The 12,635-nt window shown below is 72.5% G+C and carries 12 protein-coding genes and 1 riboswitch; of the genes, 4 read left to right on the forward strand and 8 right to left on the reverse strand.

The features are described from left to right. Positions 1 to 41: 41 nt before the first annotated feature. Positions 42 to 1,919, reverse strand: coding sequence for an anthranilate synthase family protein (locus tag OG906_RS24490; protein ID WP_329445781.1), 1,878 nt, complete (start codon positions 1,917 to 1,919; stop codon positions 42 to 44). A gap of 308 nt (positions 1,920 to 2,227) precedes the next feature. On the opposite strand from OG906_RS24490, the gene OG906_RS24495 reads away from it, so the two are divergent. Both OG906_RS24495 and OG906_RS24500 read left to right on the forward strand, forming a co-directional pair. Beyond that, positions 2,228 to 3,583: a class II 3-deoxy-7-phosphoheptulonate synthase gene (locus OG906_RS24495; RefSeq protein ID WP_267801164.1), complete on the forward strand. Its 1,356-nt coding sequence runs from the start codon at positions 2,228 to 2,230 to the stop codon at positions 3,581 to 3,583. Positions 3,584 to 3,760: 177 nt separating this feature from the next. Continuing rightward, positions 3,761 to 4,000 carry a (2Fe-2S)-binding protein gene (locus OG906_RS24500; protein ID WP_267801165.1) on the forward strand — a complete coding sequence of 80 codons (240 nt, stop codon included), beginning with the start codon at positions 3,761 to 3,763 and terminating at the stop codon, positions 3,998 to 4,000. A 14-nt stretch (positions 4,001 to 4,014) separates the two neighbouring features. Here OG906_RS24500 and bfr read toward each other — a convergent pair whose 3' ends face one another. Then, positions 4,015 to 4,494, reverse strand: coding sequence for a bacterioferritin (gene bfr / locus OG906_RS24505; protein WP_053676038.1), 480 nt, complete (start codon positions 4,492 to 4,494; stop codon positions 4,015 to 4,017). A gap of 173 nt (positions 4,495 to 4,667) precedes the next feature. Here bfr and OG906_RS24510 point away from each other — a divergent pair, with 173 nt between their 5' ends. After that, entirely contained in the window at positions 4,668 to 5,300 is a 633-nt protein-coding gene (locus tag OG906_RS24510) for a sulfite oxidase-like oxidoreductase (RefSeq protein ID WP_329445785.1), read from the forward strand. Between the two features lie 10 nt (positions 5,301 to 5,310). Here OG906_RS24510 and OG906_RS24515 read toward each other — a convergent pair whose 3' ends face one another. The 6 genes from OG906_RS24515 to thiO all read right to left on the reverse strand — a co-directional run bounded on the left by OG906_RS24515 (position 5,311) and on the right by thiO (position 11,134). Then, a complete protein-coding gene (locus OG906_RS24515) occupies positions 5,311 to 5,835 on the reverse strand; it encodes a DUF4396 domain-containing protein (protein ID WP_329445787.1) in 525 nt (174 codons plus the stop codon). Between the two features lie 92 nt (positions 5,836 to 5,927). After that, positions 5,928 to 6,788 carry a deoxyribonuclease IV gene (locus OG906_RS24520; RefSeq protein ID WP_329445789.1) on the reverse strand — a complete coding sequence of 287 codons (861 nt, stop codon included), beginning with the start codon at positions 6,786 to 6,788 and terminating at the stop codon, positions 5,928 to 5,930. Between the two features lie 4 nt (positions 6,789 to 6,792). Beyond that, positions 6,793 to 8,703, reverse strand: coding sequence for a Stk1 family PASTA domain-containing Ser/Thr kinase (gene pknB, locus OG906_RS24525; RefSeq protein WP_329445791.1), 1,911 nt, complete (start codon positions 8,701 to 8,703; stop codon positions 6,793 to 6,795). Between the two features lie 243 nt (positions 8,704 to 8,946). Next, the gene (locus OG906_RS24530) at positions 8,947 to 9,741 is read right to left on the reverse strand and encodes a thiazole synthase (RefSeq protein ID WP_267801170.1); all 795 of its coding nucleotides are present in this window, start codon (positions 9,739 to 9,741) and stop codon (positions 8,947 to 8,949) included. A 5-nt stretch (positions 9,742 to 9,746) separates the two neighbouring features. Then, positions 9,747 to 9,947 (reverse strand): sulfur carrier protein ThiS, encoded by a 201-nt coding sequence (gene thiS, locus OG906_RS24535; RefSeq protein WP_329445793.1) that lies wholly within the window; start codon positions 9,945 to 9,947, stop codon positions 9,747 to 9,749. Next, the gene (thiO, locus tag OG906_RS24540) at positions 9,944 to 11,134 is read right to left on the reverse strand and encodes a glycine oxidase ThiO (protein WP_329445795.1); all 1,191 of its coding nucleotides are present in this window, start codon (positions 11,132 to 11,134) and stop codon (positions 9,944 to 9,946) included. Before thiO ends, thiS begins: the two co-directional genes overlap by 4 nt. Beyond that, a riboswitch (TPP riboswitch) is annotated at positions 11,132 to 11,244 on the reverse strand. (Overlaps the previous gene by 3 nt.) Positions 11,245 to 11,335: 91 nt before the next feature. Here thiO and OG906_RS24545 point away from each other — a divergent pair. Then, positions 11,336 to 12,556: an NAD(P)/FAD-dependent oxidoreductase gene (locus OG906_RS24545; protein WP_329445796.1), complete on the forward strand. Its 1,221-nt coding sequence runs from the start codon at positions 11,336 to 11,338 to the stop codon at positions 12,554 to 12,556. The last annotated feature ends 79 nt before the right edge of the window (positions 12,557 to 12,635 follow it).

Here is a 12,635-nt window from a genome sequence, read left to right on the forward strand (position 1 = left end):
GGCGGGGCCGTCGCCCGACCCCGCCGCCGACACCCGGGCCCTCAGGCCGGGGCGGCCGTCCGTACGCCCGTCAGCAGGTCGCGCAGCAGCTCCGCCCCGCGCAGGGTGAGCACCGACTCCGGGTGGAACTGCACCCCCGCGAAGCCCGCCGCCGACCGCAGCGCGTGCACCTCGCCCGTCCCCGGGTCCCGCGCGACCTCGACCCCGCGCAGCGCCAGCCGCTCCGCGAGCTCCGCCGGGCAGTGCGCGGTGTACGTGTTGTAGAACCCGACCACCTCGGACGCCCCGAACAGGTCGATGCGGGTCTGCGCCCCCTGCGCCGGCTCCGCCTTGCGGACCAGCGGGAGACCCAGCTCGGCGGCCAACAGCTCGTGCCCCAGACACACGCCCAACAGCCCGTGCCGGTGCCCCGCCAGCAGCTCCGCCGCCAGCGCGCGCAACGTCCGCATCTTCGGGTCGGACGCGTCCGCCGGGTTCCCCGGTCCCGGGCCCAGGACGACCGGCCCCTCCCAGGCCAGGGCCGTCGCCCGCAGCCCGGGGTCGTCGTAGCGGCGCACGGTCACCTCCAGGCCGGTCACCCGCAGCACGTGCGCCAGCATCGCCGTGAAGGTGTCCTCGCCGTCCACCACCAGCGCGTGGCCCGGCGCCGCGGCCGGCCGCTCCTGCATCCGCAGCCAGAACGGCGCCAGGTCGGCCCGCCGCGCGGCGAGGGCCGCCTGCACCCGGGGATCGCCCGCGAGCGGCCCCCCGGTCGCCGCGGGGCGCGGTGCGGGCGCCCGCACCCCCAGCGCGGCCAGCACCCCGGCCGCCTTCGCGTGCGTCTCGGCCACCTCGCCCGCCGGGTCGGAGTGCCGCACCAGCGTTGCCCCGACCGGGACGCGCAGGGTCCCGTCGGGCGCGATGTCGGCCGTGCGGATCAGGATCGGCGAGTCCAGGGTCTGCGCCCCGGCGGCGTCCGTGCCCAGCAGGGCCAGCGCGCCCGCGTAGTAGCCCCGGCCACCGCTCTCGTAACGCTCGATCACCCGGCAGGCGTTCTGCACCGGCGAGCCCGTCACCGTCGCCGCGAACATGGTCTCCCGGAGCACCTCGCGCACGTCCAGCGAGGAGCGGCCGCGCAGCTCGTACTCGGTGTGCGCGAGGTGGGCCATCTCCTTCAGCCGGGGCCCGACGACCACCCCGCCCCGGTCGCCGACCGTGCACATCATCTTGAGTTCCTCGTCGACGACCATCGACAGTTCCTCGGTCTCCTTGCGGTCGCCGAGGAAGGCGAGCAGCGAATCGACCGTGGGGCCCTGCGCCGGATACCGGTACGTCCCGCTGATCGGGTTCATCACGACCGTGCCGCCGGACATGCGCACGTGCACCTCCGGGCTGGCCCCCACCAGCGTGCGCTCCCCGGTGTGCACGACGTACGTCCAGTAAGCGCCCCGCTCGCCCACCAGCAGGCGCCGGAACAGGGCCAGGGCGTCCGCCCGCCCGAAGCCCTCGATCCGCCCCTCGTAGGTGCGCCGGATGACGAAGTTCGCGCCCTCGCCGCGCCCGATCTCGTCCTCGATGACGCGCTCCACGGTCGCCGCGTACCGCGCGTCCGGGACGTCGAAGCCGCCGTCCTCGACCCGCACCTCGTGGTCCGGCAGCGCGGCGAGCACCTCCGTCAGCGGCAGCTCGTAGGCCTCCTCGGCCGCCAGCACGCTCAGCGGCGTGCCGTCGTCGCGCACGTCGAAACCGCGCTCCCGGATCTGCCGGAACGGCACCAGGGCCAGGGTGGGCAGTTCCCCGACGGGCAGGTCGGCGAGCCGCTCGGCGGTGTGGACCGGGCCGATCAGCAGCTCGACGGTGTCGTGGTCGCGGCCGGGCGTGCGGCGGCGCAGCAGGGCGAACGGCGGGCAGGAGTCGTCGAGCAGTCTGCTGATGTCCATGGGCGGGCGTCCTTCTCGGAGATCTCGGAAGAGAGGGGGTGAGAGGGGCCGGCCCGGGCCCGGAAACGCCGAAGGCCGCCCCTCGGGCGGCCTTCGCGTCGTTCGTCGTCTACGTACGCGCGAGAAGTGGGCCGCCGGAAGCGGGCCACCACCAGTTCATGTTCGAGTGCGCGTACATGTCGCCGACCCTAGCCCACGCCGCCGGCGGAGGCGAAGCGTCCGCGGGGCGGGTCGCGTTCCGAGAGACATCCGTCTCAGGGTGTGGGCACCGGGCTGGACGCGACGTGCGACGCCGTAATGTGTACGAGGTGACCGTGAACGCTGAAACCCAAGCCCCCGCCACCAAGGCGACCTGGCGAGACCTTCCCGCGGCGCAGCAGCCTTCGTACCCCGATGCCGAGGCCCTGCGCGCTGTCGTCGCGGACCTCGAATCGTATCCTCCGCTCGTGTTCGCGGGTGAGTGTGACCAGCTGCGCGCCCGTCTGGGAGCCGTCGCCAAGGGCGAGGCGTTCCTGCTGCAGGGCGGCGACTGTGCCGAGGCCTTCGACGCCGTGTCCGCCGAGCACATCCGTGCCAAGCTGAAGACGCTGCTCCAGATGAGCGCCGTCCTGACGTACGCCGCCTCCGTGCCGGTCGTCAAGGTCGGCCGCATCGCCGGCCAGTACTCCAAGCCGCGCTCCAAGGACACCGAGACCCGCGACGGCATCACCCTGCCGACCTACCGCGGCGACTCCGTCAACGGCTTCGCCTTCACCGAAGAGGCCCGGATCCCGGACCCCGAGCGCCTGAAGCGCATGTACCACGCGTCGGCCTCCACGCTGAACCTGGTCCGCGCCTTCACCACCGGTGGCTACGCCGACCTGCGCCAGGTGCACGCCTGGAACCAGGACTTCGTGAGGTCCTCCCCGTCCGGGCAGCGCTACGAGCAGCTCGCGCGGGAGATCGACAACGCGCTGAACTTCATGAAGGCCTGTGGCACCGACCCGGCCGAGTTCAAGGCGGTCGAGTTCTACGCCTCCCACGAGGCGCTGCTCCTGGACTACGAGGGCGCGCTGACCCGCACCGACTCGCGGACCGGCAAGCTGTACGACACCTCGGGCCACATGGTCTGGATCGGTGAGCGCACCCGCCAGCTGGACCACGCGCACATCGAGTTCTGCTCGCGGATCGCCAACCCGATCGGCATCAAGCTCGGCCCCACGACCACCGTGGACGAGGCGCTGACCTACATCGACCGCCTGGACCCCGAGCGCGAGCCCGGTCGGCTCACCTTCGTCGTCCGCATGGGCGCCGACAAGGTCCGCGACAAGCTCCCCGAGCTGGTCGAGAAGGTCACCGCGTCCGGTGCGACCGTCGCCTGGGTCACCGACCCGATGCACGGCAACACCTTCGAGGCGGCCTCCGGCCACAAGACGCGCCGTTTCGACGACGTGCTCGACGAGGTCAAGGGCTTCTTCGAGGTCCACAAGGCCCTGGGCACCCACCCGGGCGGCATCCACGTCGAGCTCACCGGTGACGACGTCACCGAGTGCGTGGGCGGCGGCGACGAGATCTTCGTCGACGACCTGCACCAGCGCTACGAGACGGCCTGCGACCCGCGGCTCAACCGCAGCCAGTCCCTGGACCTCGCGTTCCTGGTGGCCGAGATGTACCGCGACCAGTAGGACGCGACGCGCGATCAGTAGGTGGCTTCCTACGACGGTGGGGCACGGATCGATGTGATCCGTGCCCCACCGTCGTATCCAGGTCTTTTAGGGGACCCTAAGTTTGGGTATGGTTAGGTAAGCCTCACCGAATAGGGGATGGCTCGCCGAACCATTCCTGCCAGGGAGGTGAACCGCGTGTACGTCTGCTCTTGTTTCGGGATCACCGACAAGCAGGTCAAGGACCACGCGGCTGCCGGGGCCTGCACCCCCCGCCAGATCGCCTCGGAGACCAAGGCCGGCACGGACTGCGGTTCGTGCGTGCGGACCATCCAGGGAATCCTCGGCCGCGGGGCGTGCCCGCGCCGCGAACTGCTGGAGACGGGCAACGCGGCGGCCGTGCTCGCCGTCGACCCGCAGCTCGCCGAAGCGGCCTAGCGCATCGATTCGGCTCAGCTCTCCGGCTGCTCGATGAGCTGCGCGATGTAGAGCGGCTCCCCGATGCTCTCGATCAGTTCCAGCTGGGTGTCGAGGTAGTCGATGTGGTGCTCCTCGTCCTCCAGGATCTCCTCGAAGAGGCGCGCCGAGGTGATGTCACCCTTGCCGCGCATGACCTCGATGCCGCGCTTGAGGCGGTCGATGGCCTCGACCTCGACCTGGCGGTCCGCCTGGAACATCTCCGTCAGCGTCTGGCCCACGCGGACGTGGAAGAGGCGCTGGTAGTTGGGCAGACCGTCGAGCATCAGGATGCGCTCGGTGATCTTGTCCGCGTGCTTCATCTCGTCGATGGACTCGGCACGGGTGTAGTTGGCGAGCTTCGTCCAACCCTTGTTGTCCTGGATGCGGTAGTGCAGCCAGTACTGGTTGATCGCCGTGAGCTCGCCGGTCAGCTGCTCGTTGAGAAACTCAAGGACCTCGGGGTCGCCCTGCATCGCAGAGGCTCCTTCCAAGCAATGTCAGCTAAGTGACTGGGCAGGTGCGCGCATCCTTGCACCGCCGCCCGGGGGCGTCCAGTAAGTGCCTCCTTAGTGGGAGTTGCCGTGACTTGCCCGAATCGGTCCAGACCTGGTCATGACCACCCTGCCCAATCTGTCACCATGGACTCATGGGTCAGCCGGAAAGCCGGGAATCTCCGGGAGCAGAGCAGTTCGAGCTTCCTCCGGGGCAACGGTTGCAGCGCGGCTGGCCGGTCACCCACTACGGCCCGGTCCCCAAGTTCAAGCCGGACCGCTGGGAGTTCAGGGTCTTCGGCGCGACGGCCGACGGTGACAAGCACTGCTGGAACCACGAGGAGTTCGCGGCCCTGCCGTTCGAGTCGGTCGTGGCCGATCTGCACTGCGTGACGAAGTTCAGCATGCTCGGAGCCGAATGGGGTGGCGTCCGCGCCCGCACCGTCCTCGCGCTCGCCCCGCCGGCCCCCCAGGTCACGCACGTGATGGTGTGGGCCGAGTACGGCTTCAGCTCGAACATGCGATTGGCGGATTTCGGCGCGGACCGCACGGTCTTCGCCACCCATCAGGGTGGCGAACTGCTGACCGCCGAGCACGGTTTCCCCCTGCGTCTCGTGGTCCCGCACCTCTACGCCTGGAAGGGCCCCAAGTGGGTCCGCGGCATCGAGTACATGACCGCCGACCGGCGGGGTTTCTGGGAGGAGCGGGGCTACCACAACGTCGGTGACCCCTGGCGCGAGCAGCGCTACTCGTACCAGGAGGAGCCGGGGGACGGCCCGGAGCTCTGACCGCCGCGCTTCAGTGGTGGTACGCGTGGACGACCGCGTGGCCCTTGCCCCGGCCGATCATCCACTTGTTGACCGGTGCGGTGATCACGAAAGCGGCCGCGAGCGCGATCGCCAGCACGATCCAGAACAGCGGGTCCGAGAGGTGGGCGTCCATGGCGCCCGGCCACAGGGCGATCACCCCGTTGTCGATCAGCTCCATCACGGCGATCGAGAGGGTGTCGGCCGCGAGTGCCACCCGGACGGCCGTACGCAGGTCCACGCCGGCGCCGAGGATCCCGCGCAGGGTGAGCGCGTAGCCGAAGAAGAACGCGAGGACGATCGCCAGGATCATCGTGGCCAGGTTGCCCCAGCCCAGTGCCGTGCCGATGATCATGCCCAGCACCTCGCCGATGGCGCATCCGGTGAGGCAGTGCAGGGTGGCCTTCGCGGCCATCGCCCAACTGACCCGGCCGTGGCCGCCGTCGTGCCCGCCGTCGTGGTGGTCCGCGTGGTCGGCGGGTCCGTGGTGCTCGTGGTGTGCGTGTGCGTGGTCCATCGAATGCCCCCTGGGAACGACTGAGGAACGGGTCCGCGATACGTGGAACCGTATACCCCCCTGGGGTATTCCGGCGGTCGTCGCCCGGTGTGTCACCTCGGGCCGCGCAGCTCCTTCAGCAGCGCCACGTCCGCCGCGTGACCTTCCTTGCCGCCCGGCGTCTCGATGATCAGCGGCACCCCGTCCATCGCCGCGTGGGTGAACAGCTCGGCGAACGCCTCCCGGCCGATGTGCCCCTGGCCGATGTTCGCGTGCCGGTCCTTGTGGGCGCCGACACCCTCCTTGGAGTCGTTGGCGTGGACCAGTTTCAGCCGGCCCTCACCCACCGTCTCCACCAGGAGATCCAGCGTCTGCTTGGTGCCGCCCGTCTCCGCCAGATCGTGCCCGGCCGCGAAGACGTGGCAGGTGTCGAGGCAGATCCCGAGCTTGGGGTGGTGGTCCAGGGCGTCGAAGTACGGCCCGAAGTCCCAGGTGCGCGAGCACAGGGAGAACCCCTGACCGGCCGTGGACTCCAACAGCAGGAACGGGTCGTCGTCGTGCGTCAGTTCGTCCAAGAGCGGCAGCATGTACTCCCTGACCTGCGCGTACGCCTCCTCGCGCGGCCGCCCCCCGGTGGCGGAACCGGTGTGGACGACCACCCCGAGCGCACCGATCTCCCGACCCCGGCGCAGCGAGTGCCGAAGGGATTCCACCGACTTCTCGACGGTCGCCTCGGTGTGCGAGCCGAAGTTGATCAGGTACGGCGCGTGCACGTACGCGGGGATCGACTCCCGCGCGCACTCCTCGCGGAACAACTCGTCCTGCGCCGGGTTGCCGACCGGGGTCGCCCACCCGCGAGGATTGGCCACGAAGACCTGGACGGCCTCGGCGCCCATCTCGCGGGCGTACGCGAGCCCGACCGAGGCGAGGCCGCCCGCGACGGGGACGTGCCCACCCACCGGATTGCGTGTCACGTGCCTACAGCCCCTTGGTCTTGATCGTGATCGTGCTGCCCTCGGCGGCGTTCTGGCCGCCCGGCACGGACTGGCTCTCCACGGTGTTGCTGAAGGACAGGAACGGCCGGTCCACCTTCACCTTGAAGCCCGATCCCTCCAGCGCCTTCCGCGCGGCGTCCACATCCTGGCCGGTGACGTCCGGCACCTGGACCTGGCGGGGGCCCTTGGAAAGGGTCAGGGTGACCGTGTCGCCCGCGGCGGCCTGGGTGCCGGCCCCGATCGACTGGTTGGCGACCGTACCGGCGGGCGACGCGGAGTTGACCTGCTCGGCGGCCGTGCCCACCTTCAGGCCGAGACCCTCCAGGGTCGACCGGGCCTCGTCCGCGGACCGGCCGGTGACGCTCGGCACCCGGACCGGGCTGCCCTTGCTGACGACGAGCGCCACCGCCGTGTCGGGGGCCCGCTTCTCCCCGCCCGCCGGATCGCTGCCGATGACGGAGCCCTGGGCGACGTCCTCGTTGAACGCCTGGGTGACGATCCCGGGCGCCAGCCCGACCGCCGTCAGCTCCGCCTTCGCCGCCTCCAGGGGCTTGCCCTTCAGCGCCGGCACGCTCACGACCTCGGGGCCGCGGGACAGGGTGATCGTCACGGCGCCGTTGCCGCGGATGCGCTTGCCGCCCGGAGGGTCGGTGTTCATGACGGTGCCGCGGTCGAAGGCGTCGCTGAACTTCCGGTTCACGCCCTTCACCCCGAGACCGGCCGCCGACAGCTGCGACCTGGCCTCCTGCTCCGACTTGCCGAGCAGGTTGGGGACCTTCGTGAACTGCCCGGAGTTGATGTACCAGACGCCGGCCCCCAGACCGAGGGCCAACAGTATTCCCACGACGATCAGGAGCGGCCCGCGACGGGGCGCCCGCAGGCCTCCCGCCGGCCGACGCCGGGGCGGGATCGGCGCGGGCGACTCCAGGCGGGAGGTGTGGTGCACGGGCTGCTGCGCCGTGACGGGCCGAGCGATCACGCTGGTGCGGTCCTCGGAGGCGGGCCGGTCCTCGGCCCGGGCCCGCGGCGGCGCGGCGTCGAGCTCCGCGTCGGTCAGCCGGGCGCGGGCTTCGAGCGTCAGCCCGAGCAGGGCGGCGGCGTCGGAGGGGCGCAGCTCCGGGCTGCGGGCGGCCGCCAGCGCGACGAGCTCGTCGAGACCGGCGGGCAGCCCGGGGACGGCGGCCGACGGGGCCGGCACGTCCTCGTTGAGGTGCTGGTAGAGCACCTGGGCGGGGCTGCCGCCGGTGTGCGGCTTGGCGCCCGTGAGCATCTCGTACAGGACCACACCGCAGGCGTAGACGTCCACGCGGGTGTCGGTGATCCCGTTCTCGATCTGCTCGGGGGCGAGGTAGGAGACGGTGCCGAGGACCGAACCGGTGGTGTTCGTGACGGAGTCCACACTGCGCACCAGACCGAAGTCGGCGACCTTGACCCGGCCGTCGTCGCCGATCAGCACGTTCTCGGGCTTCATGTCCCGGTGGACGAAACCGGCCCGGTGGGCGGCGCCGAGGGCGGCCAGGACCGGTTCGAGGATGTCGAGGGCGGCCCGGGGCCGCAGCGCGCCGCGCTCGCGGAGCACGTCGCGCAGGGTGCAACCGGAGACGTACTCCATCGCGAGGTACGTGTACGGGCCGTCCGTCCCCTGGTCGAAGACCGCGACCACGTTGGGGTGGGCGAGCCGGGCCACGGACTTCGCCTCACGGATGAAGCGGTCGACGAAGGCGCCGTCGGCGGCCAGGGCCGGGTGCATCACCTTCAGCGCGAGGATCCGGTCGAGACGGGTGTCGAGGGCCCGGTAGACCGTGGCCATGCCGCCGGCCGCGATGCGGGCGTCGACGCGGTAGCGGCCGTCGAGCACGCGCCCGACGAGGGGGTCATCCAGGGTCGTATCCACCCGGCGATTCTACGAGCGGCACGGAGTGCGCCGACGCGGGCGGGGGTGGTTGCAGCGCACCTGTGACGTGCCGGTTGCCTGCCATCTCAGCCTCGCCGGCGTTTGAGGCGCGGGGTCTCTGGGGCGGAGCCCCAGGTGACCCCGGCTCCGCCGGGCATCGGGCTCCGCCCGGACCCGCGCCTCAAACGCCGGCGAGGCTGAGATGGCTCGGCCCGGCCGACACGGCCGGCGGGGCTGAAACGGCTAGAAGGCGGGGCGTTCCGGGTCGAGGGCGGCGCGGCCCTCGGTGGGGGAGGAGGCCTCGGCGAAGCGCCGCTGGGGGATGCGTCCCGCGCGGTGGGCGAGGCGGCCCGCCGACACGGCGTCCCGCATGGCGGCCGCCATCAGCGCGGGCGACTGGGCCCGGGTGACGGCCGACGCCAGCATGACGGCGGAGCACCCCAGCTCCATGGCCAGCGCCGCGTCCGAGGCGGTGCCGGCGCCCGCGTCCAGGATCACCGGGACCCCGGCCCGTTCCGCGATCAGCTCGAAGTTGTGCGGGTTGCGGATGCCCATGCCGGAACCGATGGGGGAGCCCAGCGGCATGATCGCCGCGCAGCCCACGTCCTCCAGCTTCCGCGCCAGTACCGGGTCGTCGTTGGTGTACGGGAGCACGGTGAAGCCCTCGTCGACCAGGATCTCGGCGGCGTCGAGCAGCTCGACGCCGTCCGGGAGCAGGGTGCGTTCGTCGGCCACGACTTCGAGCTTGACCCAGTCCGTGCCGAGCGCCTCGCGGGCCAGCCGCGCGGTCAGCACGGCCTCGCCGGCCGTGAAGCAACCGGCGGTGTTCGGCAGGACCGCGATGCCCAGCCGGGTGAGCACGGACAGCACCGACCCCTGGACCGTGGGGTCCAGGCGGCGCATGGCGACGGTGGTCAGTTCCGTGCCGGAGGCGATCAGGGCGCGTTCCAGGACGTCCAGGCTGGGGGCGCCGCCGGTGCCCATGATCAGGCGGGAGGTGAAGGTCCGGCCGCCGAGGGTGAAGAGGTCGTCCGCCATTGCCGTCAGCCTCCCTGGACCGCGGTGAGGACCTCGACCCGGTCGCCTTCGCCGACCTCGGTGAGCGGCCACCGGCCGCGCGGCACCACGGTCTCGTTGAGCGCCGCCGCGACCCCCTTGTGGGCCCGGGTCAAGGTGGCGACCACCGCGTCGAGGGTGGTTCCGGCCGCGATCTCGCGCGGCTCGCCGTTGACGGAGATGGTCATGCGTACGACTCCTGACGTGCCTGGGTGAAACGGCGCGGGGTGAAGGGGCGGGCGACCTCCGGCATCGTGCCGGTGGCCAGCAGTTCCGCCATCACGTCCCCGGTGAGCGGGGTCAGCAGTACCCCGTTGCGGTAGTGCCCCGTGGCCAGGTGCAGGCCGGGCAGCTCGGTGGGCCCGAGCAGCGGGGCGTTGTCGGGGGAGGCCGGTCGCAGGCCCGCCCGGGTCTCGGTCAGCGGGAGTTCGGTGATGCCGGGCACCAACTCGTGGGCGTCGCGCAGCAGCTCGTACACCCCGCCGGCGGTGACGGTGGTGTCCCAGCCGAGTTCTTCGCTGGTGGCCCCGACGACGAGTTCGCCGTTCTCGCGCGGCACCAGGTAGACGTGGCTGCCCCGGACGACGGCCCGTACGGTCCGGGACAGGAACGGCGCGTACGAGGCCGGCACCGTCAGCCGCAGCACCTGACCCTTCACCGGCCGCACCGGGACCCGCACCTGCGGTGGCACGCCCGCCAGCCGCCCGCTCAGCGAGCCCGCCGCCAGCACCACCTGGTCGGCGGGCAGCTCCGTCCCGTCGTCGAGCACGGCGCCCGCGGCCCGGTCGTGCAGCACGGTCAACCGGTCGACGGTGGCCCGGTGGACGCTCACCCCGGCCCGTTCGCAGGCGGCCAGCAGCGCGGCGGCGAGCCGGCGCGGGTCCACCTGGTGGTCCCCGTCGACGCGCAGGCCGCCCCGGACGCCCGGGGCCAGCATCGGTTCCAGGCGCCGGCACTCGCGGCCGGTCAGCCACTGCGACTCCAGCCCGCAGCGGCGCTGGAGCGCGTGCAGTTCGCGCAGGTGGAGACGGTCGTCGGAGTCGAGTGCCACGGCGAGGGTGCCGCAGGCGCGGTAGCCGATCCCCAGCCCGCCGGCGGCCTCGGTGAGTTCGGCGGCGAACTCCGGGTAGCGGGCGGCGGAGGCGACGTTGAGCCCGAGCAGGGTCTCCTCGCCGTAGTGCAGCTCGGTGACGGCGGCGAGCATGCCGGCCGCGACCTGGGCCGCGCCCCCTCCGGGGCACGGATCGGCGAGTACGGTGCGCAGTCCGCGCCGGGCGGCCCGCCAGGCGACGACCAGGCCGATGACGCCGCCCCCGATGACGAGGACGTCGTGACCCGCCTGTCGTGACGCGTGCGATGAACGCGATGAGTGCATGGGTGTCCAGCCCCTCCCTTCGCCGGCATGACCCGGATCAGGTTCGTACGGTCGGAGGCCGGTCAGCCTCCCTCTCAGCCCGGTGCGCCCGGACTCCCGCGATAGGTACGGTGGCCAGACTAACCCCGGGGGAGATGCCGGGTAAGGCTGCCTCCCCGCCCGCTATTCCTGACGAACCGTCAGAAGATTAGGGTGGGCGGCGTGAGCGAGCAGACGGAACAGACTCAGAGCGGCGTCGTCATCGTGGGCGCCGGAATGGCCGGCGTACAGACCGCGGTGGCCCTGCGCGAACAGGGCTACACCGGCCCCGTGACCCTGCTGGGCGCCGAACCCCACCAGCCCTACGACCGGCCCCCGCTCTCCAAGGCGGTCCTGCTGGGCAAGGCCGAGGACTCCGCGTTCGACGTGGACTTCGAGGCGCTCGACATCCGCCTTCGACTGGGCACCGAGGTCACCGGCCTGCGCGCGGGAGCGCGCGAACTCGACACGGAGGCCGGCCCGGTCCCGTACGAGGCCCTGGTCCTGGCCACCGGAGCCGAACCCCTGACGCTGCCCGGCTCCGAGGGCGTCCGCGGCGTCCACCTGCTGCGCACCCTCGACGACGCCGCACGGCTGCGCCCGGTCCTCGCCGCCGCGTCGGCCGTCGTCGTGGTCGGGGCCGGCTGGATCGGCGCGGAGTTCGCCACCGCGGCCCGGGAGGCGGGCTGCGCCGTCACCGTCGTCGAGGCCGCGGACCGGGTCCTGGCCGGGGCCCTGCCCGCGGCGGTCGGGGAGGCGATGGGCCGCTGGTACGGGGAGGCGGGCGCGACCCTGCTGACCGGCGCGCGGGTGGCCTCGGTGGAGCCGGGTCGGGTCCTGCTGGCGGACGGCCGGGAACTGCCGGCCGGCGCGGTGATCGTGGGCATCGGGGCCCGCCCCGCCACCGCGTGGCTCGCGGACTCGGGCATCGACCTGGGACCGGACGGCTCGGTCACCGCCGACGCCTGGCTGCGGACCTCGCTGGAGGACGTGTACGCGGTGGGCGACTGCGCCTCCTTCCCCTCCGCCCGCTACGGGACCAGGCTGCTGGTCCACCACTGGGACAACGCCCTCCAGGGCCCCAGGGTGGTCGCCGCCGACATCCTGAGCGGCGGGACGGACCGGGCCTACGACCCGGTGCCGTACTTCTGGTCGGAGCAGTTCGGACGCTTCGTGCAGTACGCCGGACACCACGACGGGGCGGACGAGACCGTGTGGCGGGGCGACCCCGCCGACCCGGCGTGGTCCGTCTGCTGGCTCCGCGACGGGGTCCTGGTCGCCGTCCTCGCCGTGGGCCGCCCCCGCGACCTCGCCCAGGGCCGCCGCCTGATCGAGTCCGGCACCGCCCTGGATCCGGCCAAGGTCGCCGACCCCGGCACCCCCCTGAAGTCCGCCGCGGCCTGACCCCGGCGACGGTCGCGGGGCGCCGCCGCGCCCGGGCGGGGCCGGGCGGCGCCTGCCCCGGCGCCCGGACGGACGGCCC

The sequence above is a fragment of the Streptomyces sp. NBC_01426 genome (genome assembly GCF_036231985.1).
In the GTDB taxonomy this organism is placed as follows: Bacteria; Actinomycetota; Actinomycetes; order Streptomycetales; family Streptomycetaceae; genus Streptomyces.